Source organism: Pantoea brenneri (assembly GCF_038594305.1).
GTDB classification, from domain to species: Bacteria; Pseudomonadota; Gammaproteobacteria; order Enterobacterales; family Enterobacteriaceae; genus Pantoea; species Pantoea brenneri.
This window is the reverse complement of sequence record NZ_JBCGBG010000005.1, coordinates 24057-48288: the sequence shown is the minus strand read 5'-3', so window position 1 is coordinate 48288 and position 24232 is coordinate 24057. Positions and strand designations below refer to the sequence as shown.

Sequence of the window (24232 nt, the reverse complement as noted above, 5' to 3'; positions counted from 1 at the left end):
CAAAATGCTGTCTTCACTTTAAACTTACGCTCCCGGATACACCCATTATTTAAGACAAATTATGGGGGGTTAAACAACTCTGACGAGTCAAGCATACAAAAAAATAGTACTGAAAATCATTAAATTAGCATTTGTTAAACCCTGCCTTGCCCGAATGGTAACCGTCTCAGACTGAATTAAATATCGGTATTATCTGAAACTGATCGGGGTGTATTGACTAATGCAAATTTTTTCATACTGATAACCACAAGGGGGTAGTGGCTAACCGTAAACGGCGTAACGACAACCTCATGGTCTGACTGTCGCACAATTGTCTGCGGTTAGGTATGCTAATTCGTTCCTGAGAGCCGGCGCAGTAAAGTTTGAGGCTGATATGAAAAACCCGTTAAAAAAACCTGACATCCTCAATGTAACAGCCGTGGCGCGTTCACGATTGTTTACCATCGAAGCGGTCGATCTGGCCTTTAGCAATGGTGCGCGGCGCGTTTATGAGCGGATGAAACCCTCAGAACGTGAGGCGGTCATGATTGTGCCGATCATTGATGACCATCTTATTCTGATTCAGGAATATGCCGTGGGGCTGGAAAGCTATGAACTGGGCTTTCCCAAAGGGCTGATCGATGCCGGTGAGTCGGTTAATCAGGCCGCCGACCGCGAACTTAAAGAAGAAGTGGGCTTTGGCGCAGGTCAGCTGACCCCGCTGGGCAAGCTGACGATGGCACCCTCCTACTTTTCCAGCAAAATGAACATCGTGATTGCTGAAGGGCTGTATGCCGAAAAGCTGGAAGGGGATGAACCAGAACCGCTGATCGTGCATCGCTGGCCGCTGAGCGACATGTTGTCACTGTTACAGGAGCCTGATTTCCGTGAGGCGCGTAACGTCAGTGCACTGTTTATGGCGCGCGAATGGCTGGTGAAGCAGGGGCGTCTGGGTTACTGAGTCAGACCTACTGAGTAAAACATTCTGCATAAAAAAAGGCCGACATCTGTCGGCCTTTTATGATCTGCGTTGCACATCAGAACAGTTCGTGGCTCTGGCCATTATCCATAATGGTGGTGCCGACATCATGTACCGAATATTCGGTTGGCTGAGTCCCTTCGATGAAGTATTCCTGACGGGTGTTGCCACCGCCGTTCGCCAGCTTGCCGGTACTGCGATCGATGGTCACCGTGACAATGCCTTCTGGCGGCGTTAACGGCTGCACCGGCACGCCATCCAGCGCACTCTTCATAAATTCATCCCATGCTGGCTGCGCGCTCTTCGCACCGCCTTCATAGCCTGAAATCTGATCGGGGATCGCGCCTGACAGCGTGCTGCGGCCCAGATTGCGGCGGGCATCGTCAAAGCCAATCCACACTGAGGTCACCACGCCCGGACCGTAACCGGAGAACCAGGCATCTTTCGAGCTGTTGGTGGTACCGGTTTTACCGCCGATGTCATTACGCTTGAGATCACGACCGGCGCGCCAGCCGGTACCCATCCAGCCTGGCTCGCCGAAGATATTCGAGTTCAGCGCGCTCTTGATCAGGAAGGTCAGCGGCGTGTTGATCACGTGCGGCGCATAGTTGCCCTGCTCAGGCGGGGTGGGCACCTGCTCCAGTTCGGGCTGTGGCACCGCCTGATTCTGGTTTTTATCGGATGCCGCCACGTTTTCAACGCTCTCTTCGTTCAGTGCCAGCGCTTTTTTGGTATCGCCGTAGATCACCGGCAGATTGCACTGCGGACAGGCAATTTTCGGTTTCTCTTCAAACACTACGCCGCCCTGTTCATTCTCGATGCGGGTGATGAAGTAAGGGTCGACCAGGAATCCGCCGTTAGCCATCACTGAGTAGCCGCGAACCACCTGTAACGGCGTAAACGAGGCCGCACCCAGCGCCAGCGACTCGGTATGCACGATGTTTTGCGCCGGGAAGCCGAAACGCTGCAGATACTCTGCGGCATAATCGACGCCCATTGCCCGCATCGCACGTACCATCACCACGTTCTTCGACTGGCCTAAGCCCTGACGCAGACGAATCGGGCCATCATAGGTTGGCGGGGAGTTTTTCGGCCGCCAGTCAGCACCGGCACCGGCATCCCAGCGTGAAATCGGCACGTCATTAAGAATCGAAGCCAGCGTCAGGCCACGATCCATCGCGGCGGTATACAGGAAAGGTTTGATGTTCGAACCCACCTGACGCAGCGCCTGAGTCGCACGGTTAAACATGCTCTGGTTGAAATCGAACCCGCCGACCAGCGCACGCACTGCGCCGTCGTTCGGATCGAGTGAGACCAGTGCGGAGTTCACATCCGGAACCTGACCCAGCCACCATGCATCGTCGACCTTGCGCACCCAGATCTGCTGGCCGGGCTGTAATACCTGGCTGACGCTTTTCGGCGTTGGGCCCTGCACGGTGTCAGACTTATAAGGACGGGCCCAGCGAACGCCCGCTAAGGTCAGCGAGACATTGCTGCCATCTTTCATCATCACGGTCGCCTCATCGCTCCGTGCTTCGGTGACGACCGCCGGCTGAAGCGGGCCGTAGACCGGCAGCGTCTTCAGCGCTTTCTCGATCCGCGCCTGATCCCACGCCGGTTCGCCAACTTTCCATAGCACGCTGGTCGGGCCGCGATAGCCATGACGCATGTCGTAAGCCATCACGTTATTGCGCACCGAGGTCTGCGCCGCCTGCTGCAGGCGACGGGTCACCGTGGTGTAAACCTTGTAACCGTCGGTATAGGCATTTTCACCGTACCGTTTCACCATCTCCTGACGCACCATCTCGCTGAGATAAGGGGCGGAGAAGGCGATTTCCGGACCATGATACTTCGCCACCAGTGGCGTATTACGCGCCTCGTCGTACTGCTGCTGGGTGATGTAATGCTGATCCAGCATGCGCGCCAGCACCACGTTGCGACGTGATAAGGCGCGGCTGTGCGAGTAAAGCGGGTTGAACGTCGAAGGCGCTTTCGGCAGACCGGCAATCATCGCCATTTCACTCAGCGACAGCTGATCGACCGGCTTACCAAAATAGACCTGCGAGGCAGCACCGACGCCGTAGGCGCGATAGCCGAGGTAAATTTTATTGAGGTAGAGCTCAAGAATTTCATCTTTATTCAGCAGCTGCTCAATACGAATCGCCAGAAACGCTTCCTTTATTTTACGCATCAGCGTGCGTTCCGGACTCAGGAAGAAGTTACGCGCTAACTGTTGAGTAATGGTACTGGCGCCCTGTGAGGCGTGGCCCGACACCAGCGCAATGCTGGCGGCACGGAAGATGCCGACCGGATCGACGCCATGATGCTCATAAAAACGGCTATCTTCAGTCGCAATAAACGCTTTCACCATCTCAGGCGGGACTTGCTGCAGCTTTAAAGGAATACGGCGCATTTCACCGTACTGCGCGATCAAATCGCCCTCAGCGCTGTAAACCTGCATCGGCGTTTGCAGACGCACATCTTTCAGCGTGTTCACATCGGGCAACTGTGGCTCTATGTATTTGTACAAACCATAAATCGAGCCTGCTCCCAACAACATGCAACACACTGCAAGGATCAATAAATACTTTACGAACTTCACCTGGAATTTCCCATCTGTTGTCGTTTGAGCAGTTTATAAACAACCGCGCGGTAGTATAAAGGCAAGCCAGACGCTTTGATATGTCCATTTTCCCCGGACGATAAGGAGATCGCGCGCATGGCTTTTCATACCTGGCAAATTGGGCTGGATATTCAGAATAGGCAGATTTGTGCCCTGGCCCTCCAGCCTCAACGTGATGGCTGGCAGCTACGCCACTGGTGGCAGCAGCGGCTGCCGCAAGATACGTTAAGAAACGGCGTGCTGCAATCTTCGCCTGAATTACTGGCGGCCTTAACCGCCTGGCGACAGCGCCTGCCACGGCGCTATTCGCTGCGCGTCGGTTTGCCGGTTCAGCTGGTATTACAGCGCCAGCTACCGCTCCCGGCACAGCCGCTGCACGAGCCGGCTCTGGGGCACTATGTGCAGGCGGCGGCACGGCGTCTTTTCCCGCTGGAGCCCACTGCGCTGGCGCTGGATTACCGACAGGATGCTGCGGGCGAACAGCTCTGTGTTACCGCCGCCCGGCTGGAGGTGATCGACCAGTGGGCAGCACCGCTGCTGCAGGCTGGATTAACGCCACAGGTGTTTGAACTGACCACTGAGGCGCTGAAACGGCTGGCTCAACAGGCCCGCTTACGCGCCGGCAACGTGCTGGTGTTGCAGCAGGATGAGCGCTGGTTGTGGAGCGATGGGCAAACCGCTGCGGATGCGGGCGACGCGGCTTCGGTTGAGGCGTTGCAACAGCAGGCATTTCCGCAGGCCTCGCAGATACTGGCCTGTGCCTCGCAGTCCGTCACCTGGCCTGCAGTCGTGACACCGTTCTCACCCTTCGATCTGTTCCAGTATAAGCAGCCGCCGTTGCCCGCCAATCCGGGTGCATTCGCGCTGGCGGCCGGTCTGGCGCTGCGGATTAAGGATTGCTGATGGTGGCGGTCAATCTGCTGCCCTGGCGGCAGCGACGCGATTTGCAGCAGCAACGGCAAAGCCTGACGGTGCTGCTGCTGGTCGCCGTCAGTCTGATGCTGGTGGTGATTCTGCCGTTGTGGCGGATAAAGGCACTACAGCAGCGGGCTGCAGTGGAAACCGCCACGGTGCAGCTGGCGCTGGACGATTTGCTTGCGCGTTTAGCCCGGCAACAAGCGCTGATGGAACAGCTCGCGGTACAGCAAGCGCTGCGCCATAAACAGCAGCAACAGGCGATGCAGCGGGCAGCCTGGCAGCAGTTCTGGCTGGATTTACCCGTGTTGCTGCCCAGGACCGCCTGGCTGAAGCGGCTGGAGAAACGCGACAGCCAGTTCACGCTGGAAGGCCAGGCGCAGGATATGCAGGCGATACGGCAATTTCGTCAACGGCTGGCGGCGCTGCCGCTGTTCAGCCGGATAGCGCAGGGCCGCGTTCAGCATCAGCCTGGCGGGGGATATCATTTTACTCTGCGGGCACAGCTTCAGGCGGTTGGCGATGAGTGAGTGGTGGACGGGCTGGTGGCAGTTAAAGGCAATGGCACGCTACGGCGCGCTGGCAGCTGCGGCCGCCGGTTTACTGATGCTGAGCTGGCTGGTGTGGCTGCGGCCGGAACTCAGAGCGCTGACAGCTGAACAGCAGCGCCTGAAGCCGCTGACCACGACGCTGCAGCTGCGCCAGCAGCAATGGCGTCAGAATCCGCCGAATGCGCTGCTGCAGGCTCAGTTGATATCACCCGCAGTGCGTTCTGCATCAGGAGCCTCAGGGACCTCAGGCCAGGCGATAGAAATCCTCCTCACTTCACGACGCGACCAGCTGGAGCAGTGGCAGCCCGATACCCAGCCACGTACTCTGACGCTGCATCTGCAATGGCAGGAATTCCAGCCGCTGTTTACTGAACTTGTTCAGGCAGCGGCCCCGTTTCCGGCGCATTTCCTGCTGCTGGCGCAGCCAGAGCATCTGGTGGCACAACTCTGGCTGGAGCCTGACGATGCGCCGTAGCCTGCTGATTCTGGTGCTGTGCTGCAGCAGCGCGCTGGCCCGCGATCCGTTTCAGCCGCTTGCCGGGGCCGCCTGCCTGCCAGCGGCAGAACCGCTGACCGGCTGGCGTCTGCAGGGGATCGTTGGTCGCGGATCACGTTTTCACGGCTGGCTGCTGACGCCGCAGGGGCAGGTGAGGGCGATACGGGCCGGGCAACCTTTTGCACTGACGCCGTGGCAGCTCATTGCCATTGACCGGCGCAGCCTGACCTTAGCGATCAAAAACAGCTGCAGTGCACAACGTCATTCATTTTATTTAAAAGGAAGCCCGCATGAGAACCCTTCTGACGTTATTGCTGGCAGTCAGTTGCCTGTCGCCGGCCCGCGCCGCTGACGATCAGCGTCTCAGCCTGGCATTTGATAATGCGCCGGTTGAGCGCATTTTGCAGGCCCTGGCAGACTACCAGCAGATCAACCTGATTATTGCACCCGAGGTTGAGGGATCGTTGTCGCTGCGGCTGGATGATCTGCCGTGGCAGCAGGCACTGGATCTGGTGGCCCGGATGGCAAAGCTGACGCTGGTTGAGCACGAAAATGTGCTGCTGGTCTATCCGGAAAGCTGGCAGCAGGCGCAACGGCAAGCTCGGGATGAACAGCAGAAAGAGCGGTTGCAACAGATGCCGCTGCAACAGCGCGCGGTGCTGCTGCATTATGCCAGCGCCAGCGAGGTACACCGCAGCCTGCTGAGTGAGCGCCAGTCACTGATGACCGCGCGCGGCAGCGTCACGGTCGATAAACGCACCAACACGCTGTTACTGCGTGATACGGCGGCGGCGTTGCAACAAACGGAGCGCTGGCTAAAGGCGCTGGATCTGCCGCTGGAGCAGATTGAACTGGCGGCGCATATCGTGACCATCAGTGAAGAGCATTTACAGGAACTCGGCGTGAACTGGGGATTACAGGCTGGCGACGCGGCGGTCACGAATGTGCTTCATCATCCGCGGCTGGCGATTCCACTGGCGCTAAGTTCGCCCGGCGTGAGTGTCGGTATGGCGCTGGCGCGTATCGGCGGCCAGCTGCTGGATCTGGAGTTAAGCGCGCTGGAACAGGAGAACCAGATCGAAATTATCGCCAGTCCGCGTCTGTTTACCTCGCATCAGCAAACGGCCTCGATTAAGCAGGGCACGGAAATTCCGTATGAAGTGTCGGCGGGCAACAGCGGCGCCACCAGTATTGAATTTAAAGAAGCAGTACTGGGCATGGAAGTCACGCCCAGCATTTCCGGCAATGGCCGTATCCAGCTCAACATTCACATCAGCCAGAACATGCCTGGCCGCAGCATCCGGACCGGCGATAGCGAGGTGCTCTCGATTGATAAACAGGAGATTGAAACTCAGGTCACTGTCAGGGATGGGCAGACGCTGGCGCTGGGCGGTATATTTCAGCAGCAGCGAACCCGGGGCGAAAATCGGGTGCCGTTACTGGGCAACCTGCCGCTGATCGGCGGGCTGTTTCGTCAGCAATCTGAGCAGCGTAAAAAACGGGAGCTGGTGATCTTCATCACGCCGCGATTGGTCAGGGAAGCAGCGCTTACGGCTGGATAAAACGGAAAATTCGTCCCAGAGGGCCATCCGAATTGACGCAGGGCAGGAATTAGCTTACAAGGTTTAGCGATTTTCAATACGGTGTAACCGTCTATGTTGGGTAAATCCCAGCAAACAGATCAGAAAATTCCTCTGTGAGCAGCGTTGTAAAGACGCAGCGCTGGCGCGTTACAGTTTCGCGAACCACAGGCCAATTCAGAAATGGATCAGCTGCAGGCAATATAATCGGTTGCCAAACAGCCTTGAGTGTTGAGATAATTTTTCGTCTGACTCTTGCTAACGCTCATGAGGTCTCAGTTCCTGTCCCGCCAGCAAATGCTGAACGCGGGGTATCATTAACGAATTCTTAGTAATACCGACAAAATGGCAGAGAAACGCAATATCTTTCTGGTTGGGCCGATGGGTGCCGGCAAAAGCACTATTGGTCGTCAGTTGGCTCAGCAACTCAACATGGAGTTCTTCGATTCCGATCAGGAAATTGAGCGACGCACCGGAGCGGATGTGGGCTGGGTTTTTGACGTCGAAGGCGAAGCTGGCTTTCGCGATCGCGAAGAAAAAATCATTAACGAACTGACTGAAAAGCAAGGCATCGTCCTGGCAACAGGCGGTGGCTCCGTCAAATCCCGGGAAACGCGTAATCGTCTCTCCGCCCGCGGCGTCGTGGTTTATCTTGAGACCACCATCGAAAAGCAACTGGCGCGCACTCAACGTGACAAAAAACGTCCGTTGCTGCAGGTGGATTCACCGCCGCGTGAAGTGCTTGAAGCGCTGGCTGGCGAACGTAACCCGCTTTACGAAGAGATCGCCGATGTGACTATTCGCACAGATGATCAAAGTGCGAAAGTGGTGGCGAATCAGATTATCCACATGTTGGAAAAAAGTTGATCCAACGTTCGAAGGCTCTTTAACAGGTATCGAGCATCATGGAGAAGATCACCGTCTCACTGGGGGAACGCAGTTACCCCATCACTATCGCCGCCGGACTGTTTAACGATCCGGCTTCTTTTTGGCCGCTGACCGCGGGCGAAAACGCCATGGTGGTGACTAACCAGACGCTGGCTCCGCTTTATCTCGACAAACTGACAGCGCTACTGACGGCGGCGGGTGTGAAAGTGGATCAGGTGATTTTACCCGACGGCGAGCAGTACAAAACGCTGGCCGTGATGGATCAGGTCTTTACCGCTTTACTGCAAAAACCGCACGGTCGTGATACGACGCTGATCGCCCTGGGCGGTGGCGTTATTGGCGATCTTACCGGTTTTGCTGCGGCCAGTTATCAGCGTGGCGTGCGCTTTATTCAGGTGCCGACCACCTTACTGTCGCAGGTTGACTCTTCGGTTGGCGGCAAAACAGCCGTAAACCATCCGCTCGGCAAAAACATGATTGGCGCGTTTTATCAGCCCGCTTCGGTGGTGATTGATACCGCGTGTCTGCACTCGCTGCCGGCACGTGAACTGGCGTCCGGTCTGGCCGAAGTAATTAAGTACGGCATCATTCTTGATGGTGCGTTTTTCCAGTGGCTGGAGCAGAACCTTGACGCCTTGCTGGCGCTGGATGAACAGGCGCTGGCTTATTGCATTCGTCGCTGTTGTGAACTGAAAGCGGACGTGGTGGCTGCCGATGAACGGGAAACCGGACAGCGCGCACTGCTCAATCTGGGCCATACCTTTGGTCATGCCATTGAAGCGCAGATGGGCTACGGCAACTGGCTGCACGGTGAAGCAATTGCTGCAGGCATGGTGATGGCCGCGCGTACCGCTGAACGTCTGGGCCAGTTCAGCCCGCAACAGACTGAACGTATCATCACGCTGCTGCAGCGTGCCGGTTTACCGGTGCACGGTCCGCAGGAGATGAGCGCAGAGATGTACTTGCCTCATATGATGCGCGACAAGAAAGTACTGGCGGGTGAATTACGGCTGGTGCTTCCGTTGTCAATTGGCCGCTCTGAAGTGCGTGGCGGCGTGGCGCATGATATGGTGCTGGCTGCAATTAACGATTGCCAGAAATCTTGATATTAAGCAGTTAAGTGGTGACGCGGCGCGCCGGGTGCGCAGTGCGGAATGCCGCTTTACGGAGGAGGCATAATGGATGAGTTCAAACCGGAAGACGAGTTAAAACCTGACGCCAGTGACCGTCGTCCCTCGCGCCCACGTAAGGCGTCTACCGCAGCAAAAATACCGGTTTCACGCCAGCGCATCATGATGGGTGTGGGGATTCTGGTGCTGTTGTTACTGGTGCTGGGCATTGGTTCGGCGCTGAATGGCCCGGATGATAAGAAGCCCGCGACCGGCGGCAATGCGCCCGCCACTGGCGGTGGATCGAACAGCGAGAAAAATATTGATCTGACCGGCTCCTCTTCAATGTCGGGTGGTCAGACCTCTCTGACGGCGACCGAAAATAGCGCGCCGGCCAGTGGTGATGCGGCCAGCAACCCGCAGCGCGATGTCTCGATGCCGCCGGTGGCCTCAACGCCAACCCAGGCAGCCCCGGTTGATACGCCAGCCAATCAGCAGCGCGTCACTTTACCTGGCGATCTCAACAGCGCACTGACGAATCAGCAGCAGCAGGTCGACAGTGCCGCGACCGGCGCGCAAAATGGTAGCTCGCTGCCAACTGCGCCGGCCACCGTCAGTGGCAATGCCGGAACCGCAGCCAACCCGGTCACCGCCCCGGTCAGCCGTCAGACGCCGAACAAAGCGACGTCGCCGACGCGCCCTGCGCACGACGCCGGCCGCAAGACTGCCTCGAAGCCTGCGACTACCAGTGACAGCCGGACGCATACGACGCCAGCCCGCACGCCTACCGGCAATACCGCGGCCAGCAGTTCGGCCGCAGCCAGCAGCAGTTCAGCCAGCAAATCACTGCCAGGCGGCAGCTATACGCTGCAACTGAGCGGCGCGTCCAAAGCGGAAAGTCTGAATGCCTGGGCGAAAAAACAGAATCTGAGTGCGTATCACGTCTACAAAACCACCCGCAACGGTCAGTCGTGGTACGTGCTGGTGAGTGGATCATACGCAACACCGGCAGATGCCAAACGCGCTGTGGCATCGCTGCCAGCGGAAGTCCGGGCACAGAATCCGTGGGTTAAACCGGTTAGCCAGGTTAAGAAAGAAGCCAGTCAATAATTGATGTGGGGCCAGCGTTACTGGCCCCGTTTTAAGCGCAGATCTGCTGTCGGTCCAGCCACAGCCTCACAATAAGATGTAATAACCACGACAGCATGAAAAAAAATCGCGCTTTCCTGAAATGGGCAGGGGGAAAATTTCCCTTAGTAGAAGAGATCCATCGCTACCTGCCGCAAGGCGACTGTTTGATCGAGCCGTTTGTTGGTGCGGGATCGGTGTTTCTCAATACCGATTTTGATCGCTACCATCTTGCCGATATCAACAGCGATCTGATCAATCTCTACAACATTGTCAAAACGCGCACGGCGGATTTTATTCGTGACGCGCAGCTGCTGTTTACCCCGGAAGGTAACAACGAAGCCTGCTATTACCTGCGTCGTACCGAATTTAATCTCAGCACCGACGCCTACCAGCGCGCGCTGCTTTTCCTCTATCTGAATCGTCACTGTTACAACGGTTTATGCCGCTATAACCTGCGTGGCGAATTCAACGTGCCGTTTGGCCGCTATCGCAAACCCTACTTTCCGGAAGCAGAACTGTTATGGTTTGCCGAGCGCGCGCAAAAAGCGACGTTTGTCTGTGAATCGTACGATGTTACCCTGAACAATGCCGGTAAAGGCTCCGTGGTATATTGTGATCCGCCCTATGCGCCGCTGTCGGCGACGGCGAACTTCACGGCTTATCACACCAACAGTTTTAGCCTGCGCGAGCAGCAGCATCTGGCGACGTTAGCGGCACAGCTGGCCTCGTCAGAACACCGGATTCCGGTACTGATTTCTAACCACGACACTGCACTGACGCGTTTGTGGTATCAGGATGCAGTGTTACATGTGGTCAAAGCCCGGCGTTCCATTAGCCGAAGCATAGCCGGTCGCACTAAGGTCGACGAACTGCTGGCGCTCTATAGCTAGTCTGTTTCGTCCGCGACCAACGCATTACGCCAGCCGCAGGGCTGGCGCACAACAGTGGGAGAATCGGATGAAACAATATTTGCTGGCCCCTTCAATCCTTTCGGCGGACTTTGCTCGCCTGGGCGAAGATACCGCGAAAGCGCTGGAGGCCGGAGGCGACGTAGTTCACTTCGACGTGATGGATAACCACTATGTTCCCAACCTGACCATGGGACCGATGGTACTGAAAGCGTTGCGCGACTATGGCATCACCGCGCCGATCGATGTCCATCTGATGGTCAAACCGGTGGATGCGTTGATCCCCGAGTTCGCCCGTGCAGGCGCGACCTACATCACCTTTCATCCCGAAGCCAGCGAGCACGTTGATCGCACCCTGCAGCTGATTAAAGAACATGGCTGCAAAGCCGGGCTGGTATTCAATCCGGCAACCCCGCTGAGCTACCTCGATTACGTCATGGATAAGCTGGATATTATTCTGCTGATGTCGGTTAATCCGGGCTTTGGCGGCCAGTCGTTTATCCCTGGTACGCTGGATAAGCTGCGTGAAGCGCGCAAGCGTATCGATCAGAGCGGTTACAATATTCGTCTCGAAGTGGATGGTGGCGTGAAGATAGATAACATCGGTCAGATCGCGGCTGCTGGCGCCGACATGTTTGTCGCCGGTTCTGCCATCTTCGGTCACCCGGATTACAAAAAAGTGATCGACGAGATGCGTAACGAACTGGAGAAAGCCAATGGCTCATTTCACTGATATCCGGGCGCTGGCGTTTGACCTCGACGGCACGCTGGTCGATAGCGCGCCGGGTCTCGCTGAGGCGATCGATCGGACGCTGAAAGATCTCAGCCTGCCGGTCGCCGGCCTTGAGCGCGTCTCAACCTGGATTGGTAACGGAGCGGACATCATGATGTCGCGCGCCCTGACTTTTGCGCTGGGCCGTGAGCCGCAGCCGGACGAGCAGCACGATGCGCGTGCCCTGTTCGACAAACACTATGCTGACACGGTTGATGCGGGCAGCACGCTGTTCCCGCAGGTGAAGCAGACGCTGGCTGCGCTGCAGGCCACCGGTTTACCGCTGGCGATTGTCACCAATAAGCCGACGCCCTTTGTCGCGCCACTGCTGCAATCGCTTGGCATTGCAGAGGCTTTTTCGCTGATTATCGGCGGTGACGATGTGCCGGTGAAGAAACCGCATCCTGCCGCGATCTTTCTGGTGCTGGGGACCTTTGGTGTCCTGCCCGATCAGCTGCTGTTTGTCGGCGATTCGCGTAACGATATTCAGGCTGCCCAGGCGGCTGGCGTGCCCAATGTCGGCATGACCTATGGCTACAACTATGGCGAATCGATTGCCAGTAGCCAGCCCAACGTCACACTCGACTCTTTTGACCAACTTTTGCCCGCTCTCGGGCTGTAATTATCAGGACTTAAGCATGAGCAAACCCATTGTTTTCAGCGGCGCACAGCCGTCCGGCGAACTGACCATTGGCAACTATATGGGTGCGCTGCGTCAGTGGGTGCAGATGCAGGATGATTTCCACTGCATTTACTGCATCGTCGATCTGCACGCCATTACCGTTCGACAGGATCCCGTCGCGTTGCGTAAAGCCACGCTGGATACGCTGGCGCTCTATCTCGCCTGCGGTATCGATCCGCAAAAGAGCACCATCTTTGTTCAGTCGCATGTGCCAGAGCACACCCAACTGAGCTGGATCCTTAACTGCTACGCCTATTTCGGTGAACTCAGCCGTATGACGCAGTTCAAGGATAAGTCGGCGCGTTACGAAGAGAACATCAATGCCGGCCTGTTCGACTATCCGGTGCTGATGGCGGCCGATATTCTGCTCTATCAGACCCATCAGGTCCCGGTTGGTGAAGATCAGAAGCAGCATCTGGAGCTGAGCCGCGATATCGCTCATCGCTTCAATGCGCTGTATGGCGACGTTTTCAAAGTGCCAGAGCCGTTTATTCCGAAGTCAGGCGCGCGCGTCATGTCGCTGCTGGAACCGACGAAGAAAATGTCCAAGTCAGATGAAAACCGTAATAACGTGATCGGCCTGCTGGAAGATCCGAAATCGGTCGTGAAGAAGATCAAGCGCGCGGTAACCGACTCCGAAGAGCCGCCAGTGGTGCGCTACGACGTGAAAGAGAAAGCGGGCGTCTCTAACCTGCTGGATATTTTGTCGGGCGTGACCGGAAAAAGCATCGTTGAGCTGGAGCAGGAGTTCGAAGGCAAGATGTATGGCCACCTGAAAGGGGCGGTAGCGGATTCGGTCTCAGGCATGCTGTCCGAGCTGCAGGAACGCTATCATCGTTTCCGTAACGACGACGCGTTGCTGGAGCAGGTGATGCGTGACGGTGCGGCGAAAGCCCGTGCCCAGGCGCAGGAAACCCTGAAAAAAGTCTACGAAGCAGTCGGCTTTGTCGCCATGCCGTAACGGCATTGCCAACAGCACAGACGGCGGGCTTATAGCCCGCCGTTTTCTTATGCGTTGCTCAACCGTTAAAACCAGCGCAGCTTATCGCGCAGGCTGACCACGCTGCCGATGATCATCAGGCTCGGGCTGCTGACCTGTTGCGCCAGCGCTGCCAGTTCGGTCAGGGTGCCGGTGACCACGCGCTGACGGGGGCTGGTACCGTTTTCTACCAGCGCGACCGGCATATCGCTGCGCATACCGTGCTGCAGCAGCTGATGCTGAATCTCTGCGGCCTGCGTCAGCCCCATATAAAACACCAGCGTTTGCTGCTCCGCCGCCAGCGTCTGCCAGCAGAGCGTTCCCTCTTTCTGCAGATGCCCGGTGACCAGCCTGACGCTTTGTGCATGATCGCGGTGGGTCAGGGGAATGCCGCTGTACGCCGCACAGCCTGAGGCCGCCGTGATGCCGGGCACCACGCTGAACGGAATCTGGTGCTGCGCCAGCATCTCCAGCTCTTCGCCACCGCGGCCAAAGATAAATGGATCGCCGCCTTTCAGCCGCACCACCCGTTTACCGCGCTGCGCCTGCTCCAGCAACAGCTGGTTGATCGCCTCCTGCGGTACGCAGTGGTGACCGGCGCGCTTGCCGACAAAGATACGCTCGGCATCGCGTCGCACCAGGTTAAGCACCTGTTCAGAGACCAGCCGGTCATACACCACGATATCTGCCTGCTGGATCTGCTGCAGCCCTTTCAGCGTCAGCAAACCGGCATCACCGGGACCGGCACCCACCAGCGTCACTTCACCCTGCGTCGGCAAATCCGCCGCAAACAGCGCCTCAGTTAACTGCTGAGCACGTTCGCCATCGCCGTTTGCCAGGGTTTGCGCCAGCCGCTCACTGCTAAAAAAACGCTCCCAGAAGTGTCGGCGTGCGGCAATCGATGCAAACTGCTGCTTTACCTGCGCCCGTAAGCTGCCTGCCCGCTGCGCCAGTTGGCCCAGATGTTGCGGCAACATTGCTTCCAGTTTCTCCCGCAGTAAGCGGGCCAGCACCGGCGCACGGCCACCCGATGAGACCGCCACCATCAGCGGCGAACGGTCAATGATGGAGGGCATAATGGCGCTGGCCTGTTGCGGCGCATCGACCAGGTTGCAGAAAATTCGCTGACGTTCGGCCACCGCTGCCACCTGCTGATTGACCGCATCATCGTTGGTGGCGGCTACTACCAGCCAGCAATCGGTCAGCCAGTGCGGATCAAACTCGCCGGGCAACAGGGTCACGGCTTGCTGCTGCGCCCATTGCCGGAAGGCGGGCGAGAAGTCGCGTGCGCCAACCCACAGATCGGCCCCGGCCTCCAGCAGCAGGCGGGCTTTGCGCTCAGCCACTTCGCCCGCGCCAACCAGCAGGCAACGTTTGCCCTGCAGCCGACAAAACAGCGGGAAATAGTCCATAAGCGGTCCTCAAAAAAAAGCCCGCCAGCGGCGGGCAGTAGACGGGAATCAGAGACAGACTTCGACCTGGCCCGCATTCACCCGCACCGGATACGCTGCCACTGAGCGCGTTTCATCTTCCATGCAATAGCCATCGCAAAGACGAAAGTGCTGTTTTTTCAGCGGGCTGGCGACCCATAACGTTGACTGATGCTCGGCGATAATGCCGCGCGATAACACGCTGGCCTCGGCAAACGGGTCGATATTGCTGATGGCATACAGTTGCTCATCGTTCCGTGGACGAAAGATAGCAATCTGCTGACCTTTCACCAGTGCGCAAACACCGGTGGCGGGCAGGATTTGTGTCAGCTGACACACTGCATTCCACTGGCTCATTATTCAGTCTCCTCAATCAGGGTGACGGCGATGCGTTCTTCAGGGCGCGCCGGACGATGCTGATCGCGTTCGGCCACCACCTGTATCGCCGGATCGCGCTGCGATGAGTTAATAAAGTGAGCGAAGTGCGTCAGGTTGCTGTTCTCTTCGAGCGTAGCTTTCCACTCGCAGTGGACGCTGGCACGCAGCCGCTTCATTTCCTGCTCGAGATGGCTGTTGAGGCCCAGCTTATCGTCAACGATCACTTTACGCAGATAGTCGATACCGCCTTCCAGACTCTCCAGCCACGTTGAGGTACGCTGCAGGCGATCGGCGGTGCGGATATAGAACATCATGAAGCGGTCAAGATAGGTCACCAGCGTCTGCTGATCGAGATCCGCTGCCAGCAGATCGCCATGGCGTGGTTTCATGCCGCCGTTGCCGCAGACGTAGAGATTCCAGCCTTTTTCGGTGGCGATGATGCCGACATCTTTACCCTGTGCTTCAGCACACTCACGGGTACAGCCGGAGACGCCAAACTTCATTTTATGCGGGGTGCGAATGCCTTTGTAGCGATTCTCCAGCATCACGCCAAAGCCGAGGCTGTCGCCCACGCCATAGCGGCACCAGGTACTGCCAATACAGGTTTTTGCCATGCGCAGCGCTTTGGCGTAGGCCTGGCCTGTCTCAAAGCCCGCGGCAATCAGCTCAGACCAGATGGCGGGCAAATCCTCTTTGCGGGCACCGAACATGCCGATGCGCTGCGAGCCGGTAATTTTGGTGTAGAGCTGGTAGCGTTCGGCAATATCGCCCACCGCTTTCAATCCCTGCGGCGAGATTTCACCGCCCGGCGAGCGCGGGATCACCGAATAGGTACCGTCTTTCTGGATATTGCCGAGATAGAGATCGTTGCTGTCCTGTAGCGGGGCATGTTGTGGCTTGAGCACATACTCATTCCAGCACGAAGCGAGCAGGGAACCGACCGTCGGTTTACACACTTCACAGCCGTAGCCCTGACCATATTTCGCCAGCAAATCGTCAAACGTTTTGATCTCTTCGACCTGAATCAGGTGATACAGCTCCTGACGCGAATAAGCGAAGTGTTCGCAAAGATGGTTATTGACCTCAATTCCCTGACGGCTCAGTTCGCTGTTCAGTACCTGAGTAATCAATGGAATACAGCCGCCGCAGCCGGTGCCGGCGCGGGTGGCGCTTTTCAGCGCCGCTACCGTGTGGCAGCCAGCCTGTACCGCGTTAATGATGTCACCTTTGCTGACGTCAAAGCAGGAACAAATTTGCGCGCTGTCGGGCAGCGAGTCGACCCCGATGGCCGGTTTTTCGCCGCTGCCGGCCGGTAAAATCAGCGCTTCCGGATTGGCGGGCAGCGGTATCGCATTCAGCACCAGCTGCAGCAGGTTGCCGTAGTCGCTGGTATCGCCCACCAGCACTGCGCCGAGCAGGGTTTGCTGATCTTCGCTGAGAATTAAACGTTTGTAGATCGATTTACTCTCATCCAGCCACACCACACTGCGTGCGCCTGGCGTGGTGCCACGCGCATCACCAATGCCGCCCACATCGACACCCAGCAATTTCAGTTTGGCGCTCATGTCGGCACCGGTGAAGGCGTTGGGGCGGCCCAGCAGGGTATCGCTGGCGACCTGCGCCATTTTGTAGCCTGGTGCTACCAGTCCGTAGACCCGGTTCTGCCAGGCGGCGCATTCACCGATGGCGTAGATGTCGCTATCGCTGGTCAGGCACTGATCATTAATGGCGATGCCACCGCGCGGCCCCAGTGCTAATCCACACTGTTTTGCCAGCTTGTCCTGCGGCCGGATACCGGTCGAGAAGACGATGAAATCGACCTCCAGCTCGCTGCCATCGGCAAATTGCAGCGTTTTACCGCCGTTTTCATGATGGTGGATCTGTTGGGTATTTTTACCGGTATGTACCCGCACGCCCATCTGCTCGATTTTACGGCGTAACTGCTCGCCGCCTTGCCGATCGAGCTGTTCAGCCATCAGCACCGGCGCGAACTCAATCACATGGGTTTCGACGCCGAGGTTTTTCAGCGCGCCCGCCGCTTCCAGTCCCAGCAGTCCACCGCCGATTACCGCACCGCGTTTGCTGCGGCGCGAGCAGGCTTCGATAGCGTTAAGATCTTCGATGGTGCGATAGACAAAGCAGTCGCTGCCTTCTGCGCCGTTAATCGGCGGGATCCACGGATAAGATCCGGTGGCGAACACCAGCGTGTCGTAATGCACCGCGCGGCCGGTATTGGAGTGAATCAGCTTCTCGTCGCGGTTGATGGTAATGGCGCGTTCACCCAGCAGCAGGTTGACCTGATGCCGCTCATAATACCCGTCGCGAACCAGGGATAGCTCTTCGGCTGTGTGGTGAGAGAAGTAGGCGGAAAGGTGGACACGATCGTAGGCGACACGCGGCTCTTCACAAAAGACGGTTAGCGAAAACTGGTCAGGTTCAGCCTTCTCAAGTAATTCTTCTATAAAACGGTGCCCGACCATGCCGTTACCGATAATGACGACATTGTGCTTGCTCATTTTTGCCTCAAATTTACGATATCTGCGGCTACAATAGCGCGCCATTTCTGGCGCTCATTGATATACATCAACCGCTCCTTCATATACCTATTTAGAGGTAGGTGGTTGATTTGAATTAACTTTATCCGGTAAGCCTGTAAAGGGGTTAAGGGCGTTGTCCGCGACGCGGTGAATCGTGCTAGTTTTAACCGCAGACGGTTAACCGGAAAAGGAGCGGCTAATGGCTTCACTTAAGTGGATTAATAACGTGCGTTTACCCTGGCGAGAGGGCTTATGGCAGATTGAAATTGCCGACGGTCACATTGCCCGTATCACTCCCCAGCCGCAGCAGGCGACGCCGGTGGAGGCATCGCTGGACGGTGAGGGCGGCCTCGCCTGTGCGCCGTTCATTGAACCGCATATTCATCTTGATACCACCCAGACTGCCGGTGAACCGACCTGGAATCAGTCCGGTACGCTATTTGAAGGCATTGAGCGCTGGGCTGAGCGCAAGGCGCTGCTCAGTCATCAGGACGTGAAGCAGCGGGCATTACAGACGCTGAAATGGCAGATCGCCAACGGCATTCAGTTTGTCCGTACCCATGTCGACGTCTCCGACCCCAGCCTGACCGCGTTAAAAGCGATGCTGGAGCTGAAAGAAGAGGTGGCACCGTGGATAACTCTGCAGATTGTCGCTTTTCCGCAGGAGGGCATTCTCTCTTATCCCAATGGTGAAGCGTTGCTGGAAGAAGCATTGCGGCTCGGCGCAGATGTCGTCGGGGCGATTCCGCATTACGAATTCACCCGCGAATATGGCGTTGAGTCACTGCACAAAACTTTTGCGCTGGCCAACCGCTACGACAAGCTGATTGATGTGCACTGCGATGAAATTGACGATGAGCAGTCGCGCTTTGTCGAAACCGTGGCGGCGCTGGCGCATCGTGACGGTAACGGCGCGCGGGTCACCGCCAGCCACACTACCGCTATGCACTCTTATAACGGTGCCTACACCTCGCGGCTGTTCCGTCTGTTAAAACTGTCAGGCATTAATTTTGTCGCTAATCCGCTGGTTAACATTCATCTGCAGGGCCGTTTCGACCACTATCCTAAGCGGCGCGGCATTACGCGGGTGAAAGAGATGCTGGAGGCGGAGATTAACGTCTGCTTCGGGCACGATGATGTGTTTGATCCCTGGTATCCGCTGGGCACCGCGAACATGCTGCAGGTGCTGCATATGGGATTGCACGTCTGCCAGTTGATGGGTTACGAACAGATTGATGCCGGCTTAGATCTGATTACCCATAACAGTGCCAGAACTCTGCAGCTTTCCGGCTACGGTATTCAGAGCGGCCACGAGGCCAGCCTGATCATTCTGCCTGCCGAGAGCGGCTTTGATGCGGTAAGAAGACAGGTTCCGGTGCGCTATTCACTGCGTCGCGGTGAAGTGATTGCGGCAACCAGACCGGCTGAGACTGAGATTTACTGGCGGGAGCAGGAGCGCGTCGACTTCCGGCGCTGACAAGCAGGGCGGCGAAGGATCGCCGCCCGGCGAGATTAATGGGTGACGTGACCGTGCGAACGATGTTTGGTCACCAGTCCCAGCAGGACACACATGACAAACACCACCGCATACAGACCGTTAGCGGTGACCAGCGCGGTGTGCACGCCGCTCTTCTCGACGATAGGCGCGGTAACCACAAAGGTCAGCATGGTGCCGACGGTGCCGCAGGTCAGAATGAAGTTCACCAATTTTGGTGAAGCTACTTTGGTTTGCAGCGAGCCGAGCGTGATGATGGTGGTGTAAATCGCGCTGGAGCTAAAGCCCAGAACCATGATGATCCACTTCAGCATGCCGGCATCCTGGCTGCTGACGAACCAGTACATCAGCAGCGTCGCCAGGCCAGCCAGCACCATCAGGATACGTTGCAGATCGAAGAAGCGCAGCAGGAAGCTGAACGCCCACATTCCGACCATATAGGCGGTCCAGAAGCTGCCAACCAGCTGTCCGGCATTATCGATATTCATGCCCATCACTTTGGTGGCGTATTCCGGTACCCACGAGATAAAACCGAGCTGACCGAGGATGTAGCACAGGGCGGCAACCGCGAGCAGCAGCACGCCAACGCCCCATTTTTCCTTTTCAACTGTCGGGCTGTTTTCCGGCTTGCGCAGTACCGGGAACTCGACAAACAGCGTCATGATGAAAATCGCCACATAGATGAAGCCGATGCAGACATAAACCCAGTACCATGGCAGTTGACGTGCCAGCAGGATACCTGCCAGCACCGGGAACAGCGTGCCCGCCATGCTGAAGAAGGAGTCGGTAAACAGCAGACGTGATCCGCGCTGGCGACCTTCATACATATGGGTAATCAGGAACGTCCCGATCGACATGGTAATGCCGCTGACCACACCCAGCACGAACATGCAGAGCGAGAAGATGCTGAGATCGCGGCTGGTCATTAAGCCAATGATCGCCAGCACCATCAGGACGAAACCGAAAATCAGCTGGCGCTTGAGTGGCACGATCACCATCAGCCAAGCATTGAGGAAAACGGCGGCCAGGATCCCGCTGTTCAGGAAGGTGAAGGTGTTACTCATGCTGGAGATGGGGATCTGGAAATCTTTCGCGATATCGCCCATTACCATGCCGGTAACGATTACCAATGCGCCGGTAAGCGCATACGAAAAGAAGCTTATCCAGGTAAGGCCGATACGATTACGGTTTGTCATGTTCTGAACCTGTTAGGAAACCGGTGGCAAAAAGTGTCAGAAAGTGTAAACGGAACTGTGATCTTAATAAACAACCAGTGAAACTGGAGATCTACATTTCATGTGTTGTGTGATTTTAATCACGCATTTGCCGGGTTTTATCGATTGCTCGCGCTTTTTAAGCCGCAGCGTAAATATAGGTAAAACGCTGGCTCTTGTATTACATGCTCTTTACAATCAATCACGTTTTTGAGCTAGCTCTCCAAGGTAAGGAATCTTTCATGTTTAAACGTACTTTAACAGCGGCAATTACCCTGTTAGCGCTCTCATCTGTTTCTGCCTCGGCCCTGGCCGCAAAAGGCGATACCCATGTTCTGCTCACCACCTCCGCCGGCAATATCGAACTCGAACTGAATGACCAAAAAGCGCCGGTCTCGGTGAAAAACTTTGTTGATTACGTCAACAGTGGCTTCTACAACAACACCATTTTTCATCGCGTGATCCCAGGCTTTATGGTGCAGGGCGGCGGCTTTACCACCGACATGCAGCAGAAGCAGACCAATGCGCCGATCAAAAATGAGGCGGATAACGGCCTGCGTAACCTGCGCGGCACCATCTCAATGGCCCGTACCGCCGATAAAGACAGCGCCACCAGCCAGTTCTTCCTCAACGTGGCCGATAACGCCTTCCTCGACCATGGCCAGCGTGATTTTGGCTATGCGGTATTCGGTAAGATTGTGAAAGGTCAGGATGTGGCTGAAAAAATTTCTCAGGTACCGACCAAAGATGTCGGTCCTTACCAGAATGTCCCGTCTAAACCGGTAGTTATCCTCTCCGCTAAAGTTCTGCCTTAATACTTCATGCCGCCATCTGTCGATGGCGGCGCTTTCCCGCATCCGGCAAAGCCAGAAAATGCTCTTATACTTAGGGCAAAACCTGAGCAGGAGGCGGCATGGCGAACAAACTCACCGAGAAACAAAAGGCCACATTGTGGCAACAGCGGCGCAGCGCCAGCTATCAGGCCAGCTGTCGGCTGGAAGGCTTCAGCCACAATGAACCCGCGGTAAAAGGCGACGAGGCGGCGGCACGTCTGGCTTCGCTGAGGAGGCAATATGGTGTCTAATATCGCGGTCAGCCAGGATCCCTACCTGTGGCACAACGACAACGTGCTGAAGAATCTGCTCGATATTCATGACGCGGCACAGCTGCGTAAAGCAGAGCTGAGCTTCAGTGCTGCCCGTCTGGCGACGCTGGAGTTAGGGCCGCGTAATGCCGGCTTGCCGTGGCTGCAGCTGATCCACCGTACGCTGTTCCAGGATGTTTACAGCTGGGCCGGTGAGTTGCGTACCATCGATATCTGGCGCGATGAGACGCCGTTCTGCCATTTCGAATATATCGAAAAAGAGGGGAATGCCCTGATGGCGGCGCTGGAAGAGGAAAATGGCCTCGCCGACCTGCCGCGTGACGCCTTTGTACAGCGTATTGCCCACTACTACTGCGAAATCAACGTGCTGCATCCTTTCCGTGAAGGAAATGGCCGCGCGCAACGCATCTTTTTCGAGCAGCTGGCGCTGCATGCCGGTTATCTGCTGGCGTGGGAGGCGATCGATGCCGAAAGCTGGCGAGTGGCGAATCAGGCAGGCGTTGCAGGCGACCTGCAGCTGCTGGAGCAGGTTTTTGCGAAAGTGGTGAGCGAGCCGGCGTAACCGCGTAGAATAGCGGCGCTGGTAACCACTCTGGATTAGTCATGCTGCTGCTGATCGACAACTACGACTCCTTTAGCTGGAATCTCTATCAATATTTCTGCGAGCTGGGCGCGCAGGTTCGGGTGGTGCGCAACGATGCCATCACCCTGCAGCAGATGGATGCGCTGCCGCTGACCCATCTGGTGATTTCCCCGGGACCCTGTACCCCCAACGAATCCGGCATTTCACTGGCGGCGATTCGCCATTTTGCCGGACGCCTGCCGGTGCTGGGCGTTTGCCTCGGACATCAGGCGATTGCGCAGGCCTGGGGCGGCGAGGTCGTGCGCGCCCGTCAGGTGATGCACGGTAAAACCTCGCTGATTCAGCACAGCAACAGCGGCGTGTTCCGCCAGTTGAATAATCCCCTCACCGTTACCCGTTACCATTCATTGATCGTAAAACGCGATACGCTGCCTGACGTCTTTGAGGTCACCGCCTGGAGCCTGCGTGACGGACAGCCCGACGAGATCATGGGCATCCGCCATAAAACCCTGGCACTGGAAGGGGTGCAATTCCATCCTGAAAGCATTCTCAGCGAGCAGGGACACCAGCTGCTGCGCAATTTCCTGTCGCAATAGTTTGCCTTTGAGTGATTTTTTATGCATATTTTGTGATTATTATTTCACAGCAGTACAACAATCATTCAAATGGGGTCACTAATGGCAGCCGAAAAAATTGCGGTCACACGGGAAACGTTCGATAACGTTATTTTGCCTGTTTATGCACCAGCGCAGTTCGTGCCGGTCAAAGGCAAGGGCAGCCGCGTCTGGGATCAGCAGGGCAAAGAATATATCGACTTTTCGGGCGGCATCGCCGTGACTGCGCTCGGCCATTGCCATCCTGGGCTGGTGGAAACGCTGAAAAGCCAGGGCGAAACGCTGTGGCATACCAGTAACGTCTTCACCAACGAACCGGCACTGCGTCTCGCCAGCAAGTTAATCAATGCCACCTTTGCCGAGCGGGTGTTTTTCGCCAACTCCGGTGCAGAAGCGAATGAGGCGGCGTTCAAGCTGGCACGCTATTACGCCTGCAAACGTCACAGCCCGTTCAAAAGTAAGATCATCGCCTTCCACAATGCTTTCCACGGCCGGACGCTGTTTACCGTGACGGTCGGCGGACAGCCAAAATATTCCGATGGCTTTGGCCCTAAACCTGCCGATATCGTCCACGTGCCGTTCAACGATCTGGCCGCGGTTAAGGCGGTTATCGACGATCACACCTGCGCTATCGTGGTCGAACCGATTCAGGGTGAGGGCGGCGTGGTGCCCGCAACCGAAGAGTTTATGCACGGGCTGCGTGAACTGTGCGATCAATACCAGGCACTGCTGGTGCTGGATGAAGTGCAGAGCGGTATGGGACGCAGCGGCAAGCTGTTTGCTTATGAGCACTATGGCGTGCAGCCCGATATTCTGACCTCGGCCAAAGCGCTGGGTGGCGGTTTCCCGGTCAGCGCCATGCTGACTACCCATGAGATCGCCTCCACCATGGCCCCTGGCGTGCACGGCACCACCTACGGCGGCAATCCGCTGGCCTGCGCCATTGCCGAGACCGCGCTGGATATCATCAATACCCCGGCAGTGCTGGAAGGCGTTGGCGTCCGGCGTCAGCAGTTTGTCAGCGCGCTGCAGGCGATTGATGCGAAGTACGATCTGTTCAGTGATATTCGCGGCAAAGGCCTGCTGATTGGCGCGGCGCTGAAGCCTCAGCATGCCGGCAAGGCGCGCGATATCCTCAATGCGGCAGCCGCTGAAGGGGTAATGGTGCTGGTGGCCGGCACGGACGTGATGCGTTTTGCACCTTCGCTGATCATCGAACCCGCCGACATCGAAGAGGGTATGCGCCGCTTCGCCACCGCCGTCGGCAAGGTGATTACCGGCTGA

At 56.9% G+C, this 24232-nt stretch carries 24 protein-coding genes; 19 read left to right on the top strand and 5 right to left on the bottom strand.

The genetic code is table 11. The annotated features are described in order from the left end of the window. The first annotated feature begins 373 nt into the window (after positions 1–373). The gene (gene nudE / locus AABB92_RS17635) at positions 374–940 is read left to right on the top strand and encodes an ADP compounds hydrolase NudE (protein ID WP_031375661.1); all 567 of its coding nucleotides are present in this window, start codon (positions 374–376) and stop codon (positions 938–940) included. A gap of 76 nt (positions 941–1016) precedes the next feature. Here the strand turns inward: nudE and mrcA are convergent, their stop codons facing one another. Beyond that, positions 1017–3560 (bottom strand): peptidoglycan glycosyltransferase/peptidoglycan DD-transpeptidase MrcA, encoded by a 2544-nt coding sequence (gene mrcA / locus AABB92_RS17630; RefSeq protein WP_031375662.1) that lies wholly within the window; start codon positions 3558–3560, stop codon positions 1017–1019. 117 nt (positions 3561–3677) lie between these two features. Here mrcA and pilM point away from each other — a divergent pair, with 117 nt between their 5' ends. The 12 genes from pilM (at position 3678) to trpS (ending at position 13574) form a co-directional block, all read left to right on the top strand. After that, positions 3678–4484: a type IV pilus biogenesis protein PilM gene (pilM, locus tag AABB92_RS17625; RefSeq protein WP_031375663.1), complete on the top strand. Its 807-nt coding sequence runs from the start codon at positions 3678–3680 to the stop codon at positions 4482–4484. Further along, positions 4484–5026, top strand: coding sequence for a PilN domain-containing protein (locus tag AABB92_RS17620; protein ID WP_031375664.1), 543 nt, complete (start codon positions 4484–4486; stop codon positions 5024–5026). Before pilM ends, AABB92_RS17620 begins: the two co-directional genes overlap by 1 nt. Next, the gene (locus AABB92_RS17615) at positions 5019–5522 is read left to right on the top strand and encodes a HofO family protein (protein WP_031375665.1); all 504 of its coding nucleotides are present in this window, start codon (positions 5019–5021) and stop codon (positions 5520–5522) included. The genes AABB92_RS17620 and AABB92_RS17615 overlap by 8 nt, the downstream gene beginning before the upstream one ends. Next, positions 5512–5895 carry a HofP DNA utilization family protein gene (locus AABB92_RS17610; RefSeq protein WP_031375666.1) on the top strand — a complete coding sequence of 128 codons (384 nt, stop codon included), beginning with the start codon at positions 5512–5514 and terminating at the stop codon, positions 5893–5895. Before AABB92_RS17615 ends, AABB92_RS17610 begins: the two co-directional genes overlap by 11 nt. After that, positions 5834–7105, top strand: coding sequence for a DNA uptake porin HofQ (hofQ, locus tag AABB92_RS17605; protein WP_072051026.1), 1272 nt, complete (start codon positions 5834–5836; stop codon positions 7103–7105). The genes AABB92_RS17610 and hofQ overlap by 62 nt, the downstream gene beginning before the upstream one ends. A 363-nt stretch (positions 7106–7468) precedes the next feature. After that, entirely contained in the window at positions 7469–7990 is a 522-nt protein-coding gene (gene aroK, locus AABB92_RS17600) for a shikimate kinase AroK (RefSeq protein WP_003852989.1), read from the top strand. Positions 7991–8028: 38 nt separating this feature from the next. Next, complete coding sequence (aroB, locus tag AABB92_RS17595; protein ID WP_046289362.1) at positions 8029–9117, top strand: 3-dehydroquinate synthase; 1089 nt, start codon at positions 8029–8031, stop codon at positions 9115–9117. 72 nt (positions 9118–9189) lie between these two features. After that, positions 9190–10230, top strand: a complete 1041-nt coding sequence (locus AABB92_RS17590) for an SPOR domain-containing protein (protein ID WP_046289361.1) — start codon at positions 9190–9192, stop codon at positions 10228–10230. Positions 10231–10325: 95 nt separating this feature from the next. Further along, complete coding sequence (dam, locus tag AABB92_RS17585; RefSeq protein WP_031376790.1) at positions 10326–11141, top strand: adenine-specific DNA-methyltransferase; 816 nt, start codon at positions 10326–10328, stop codon at positions 11139–11141. Between the two features lie 67 nt (positions 11142–11208). Further along, a complete protein-coding gene (gene rpe / locus AABB92_RS17580; protein WP_031376791.1) occupies positions 11209–11892 on the top strand; it encodes a ribulose-phosphate 3-epimerase in 684 nt (227 codons plus the stop codon). Continuing rightward, a complete protein-coding gene (locus tag AABB92_RS17575; protein ID WP_031376792.1) occupies positions 11876–12553 on the top strand; it encodes a phosphoglycolate phosphatase in 678 nt (225 codons plus the stop codon). The genes rpe and AABB92_RS17575 overlap by 17 nt, the downstream gene beginning before the upstream one ends. Positions 12554–12569: 16 nt before the next feature. Further along, the gene (gene trpS, locus AABB92_RS17570) at positions 12570–13574 is read left to right on the top strand and encodes a tryptophan--tRNA ligase (protein WP_031376793.1); all 1005 of its coding nucleotides are present in this window, start codon (positions 12570–12572) and stop codon (positions 13572–13574) included. A gap of 65 nt (positions 13575–13639) precedes the next feature. Here trpS and cysG read toward each other — a convergent pair whose 3' ends face one another. From cysG to nirB, 3 genes are read right to left on the bottom strand one after another with little or no spacing between them, the layout of a single operon-like run. Continuing rightward, the gene (gene cysG / locus AABB92_RS17565; protein WP_031376794.1) at positions 13640–15004 is read right to left on the bottom strand and encodes a siroheme synthase CysG; all 1365 of its coding nucleotides are present in this window, start codon (positions 15002–15004) and stop codon (positions 13640–13642) included. A 48-nt stretch (positions 15005–15052) separates the two neighbouring features. After that, a complete protein-coding gene (gene nirD, locus AABB92_RS17560) occupies positions 15053–15379 on the bottom strand; it encodes a nitrite reductase small subunit NirD (RefSeq protein WP_031376795.1) in 327 nt (108 codons plus the stop codon). Continuing rightward, complete coding sequence (nirB, locus tag AABB92_RS17555) at positions 15379–17916, bottom strand: nitrite reductase large subunit NirB (protein ID WP_031376796.1); 2538 nt, start codon at positions 17914–17916, stop codon at positions 15379–15381. Before nirB ends, nirD begins: the two co-directional genes overlap by 1 nt. A 220-nt stretch (positions 17917–18136) precedes the next feature. On the opposite strand from nirB, the gene AABB92_RS17550 reads away from it, so the two are divergent. Then, the gene (locus AABB92_RS17550) at positions 18137–19414 is read left to right on the top strand and encodes a cytosine deaminase (protein WP_031376797.1); all 1278 of its coding nucleotides are present in this window, start codon (positions 18137–18139) and stop codon (positions 19412–19414) included. A gap of 35 nt (positions 19415–19449) precedes the next feature. Here AABB92_RS17550 and tsgA read toward each other — a convergent pair whose 3' ends face one another. After that, entirely contained in the window at positions 19450–20628 is a 1179-nt protein-coding gene (gene tsgA, locus AABB92_RS17545; protein ID WP_031376798.1) for an MFS transporter TsgA, read from the bottom strand. A gap of 260 nt (positions 20629–20888) precedes the next feature. Between tsgA and ppiA the strand changes: the two genes are divergently transcribed. From ppiA to argD, 5 genes are all read left to right on the top strand, one after another. Then, positions 20889–21461, top strand: coding sequence for a peptidylprolyl isomerase A (gene ppiA, locus AABB92_RS17540; protein ID WP_031376799.1), 573 nt, complete (start codon positions 20889–20891; stop codon positions 21459–21461). Between the two features lie 98 nt (positions 21462–21559). Beyond that, entirely contained in the window at positions 21560–21730 is a 171-nt protein-coding gene (locus AABB92_RS17535; RefSeq protein ID WP_072051025.1) for a YhfG family protein, read from the top strand. Next, complete coding sequence (locus AABB92_RS17530) at positions 21720–22313, top strand: putative adenosine monophosphate-protein transferase Fic (RefSeq protein ID WP_031376800.1); 594 nt, start codon at positions 21720–21722, stop codon at positions 22311–22313. Before AABB92_RS17535 ends, AABB92_RS17530 begins: the two co-directional genes overlap by 11 nt. Before the next feature lie 41 nt (positions 22314–22354). Next, a complete protein-coding gene (locus tag AABB92_RS17525; protein ID WP_031376801.1) occupies positions 22355–22930 on the top strand; it encodes an aminodeoxychorismate/anthranilate synthase component II in 576 nt (191 codons plus the stop codon). 81 nt (positions 22931–23011) lie between these two features. After that, positions 23012–24232 carry a bifunctional acetylornithine/succinyldiaminopimelate transaminase gene (gene argD / locus AABB92_RS17520; protein WP_031376802.1) on the top strand — a complete coding sequence of 407 codons (1221 nt, stop codon included), beginning with the start codon at positions 23012–23014 and terminating at the stop codon, positions 24230–24232.